We start from the raw sequence: 1,502 nt of genomic DNA on the forward strand, positions 1-1,502 counted from the left end.
ATTCCACACTCTGCATAGGCACAGGCGGTGTCATTCGATAGCGGTACTTAATTTTGCCTTGCATCAGATTGGTGAGCGGGTTGTCACCGGCATCAATTGACACATTGCTGTACACCAACGCGGTGCCTTCTTTCGAACGAAGATAATCGTTCACCGTATCTTTCACGCGGCCACAGGTCGTATTGGCAATATCCGTTGGGCTGGTGAACATCGGAAAGTCTAAAAACTGACGTGTAGCGTCCTCAATGCTTTCCTCTATGATGTCTGCCGTTCGGCGCACCGATAGAAACGACAGGTAATCGCTCTTGGCTGGGAACGCGGTGGAGTAGTTACCAAAGTTCTTCCAACCGCCATGATTCATCAGCGTGGTAATGCCGTTCACATTTAAGTAGTTCACATCACACGATGGATCGCTTGGGATGTAGTCAAGATCAATGGAGGGGCCTATCACGTCGGCCATGACATAGTTGGATGGGGAGCACCAGTAACCGGTTTCCGGCACAATGTTCTGCTCGGTTTGGTTGCGGTCTACCTGAGCAATGAGGCCACACAAACTTGGCGCGTACCAATCGACCACCGTTGCTCCGTCTTCATCTAACACTTTGGGACGTGGCCAGCCGACATACGCTCGTTGTGAGGTGTACTTTTGCTTCCAAGCGTACGCCTCAGTGGGTGTTGAAATATGCTCCGGCATATCTCCTACCCAAATGCCGCGGATAGTGCTGACCGCGCCCACGGCGAGCCCCATTGCGCCATCTTTGTGTAAGATGCCTGGAGCCATGTTGATTTTGGATGAAAAGCCGTAGCTCTGTTTCGCTTTACGCAGTAACGGTAGCGCTTCCATGAATTTAGCCAACAGCGCATCGGTGACACGGGAAACGGTCAGTACATAAGTGAGCTCAATGCCAGCAACATCCCCCACATTAATGGTCATATCGTTGTCATTGGTGTAGCTGACGTTGCTCTTGGGTGCGAGCTTCACGGCGACCACCGTTTGACCTTCTGAAAGTGGTGTGATCGTGCCATCACTACTATCAACCAAGGCAATGGCTTCATCATCAATCGACCAAACAGCAGTTTGCTCATACGTATTGGTTAACGCGTTGGGCTGAGAGTCTGCGCCTAAGAACGCTGTCGCAACAGAATCACCCAGCGTCGCTGGACTCATGGTCTTGCCTGCGTTTGGATTGGTTTGTGCGACCGTCACGCCATAGACATGGGCCTCATCTACGTCATTCTCACCATCATTAAAGGTGACCAAGGCGGTGATGTTAGCAATACCGGCTTTCACAGGCGTTACCACGCCCGTATTAGCATCCACTGTCGCAATGAGATCATTGTCCGAGCTGTACGCAATGCGACAAGTGTGAGGGTTTAAAATCGTGACAGGTAAGCTTGCGCCATCATCAATATAAATAGAGACACTGGATGTGCTCATCGTGACGCCAGAGACCGCTGGCGTTTCAACGTCAGGGAAGTCGCTGTCCTTACCTAAAGGGATT

General features: G+C 51.1%; 1 protein-coding gene. It reads right to left on the reverse strand.

From position 1 onward, the window contains the following. The coding region (locus AB4589_RS25415; RefSeq protein ID WP_372101959.1) for a phage tail sheath family protein at window positions 1-1,502 on the reverse strand (1,502 nt) is incomplete at both ends.

The organism is Vibrio sp. 10N.222.49.A3, from assembly GCF_041475145.1.
Classification (GTDB): Bacteria; Pseudomonadota; Gammaproteobacteria; order Enterobacterales; family Vibrionaceae; genus Vibrio; species Vibrio tasmaniensis_A.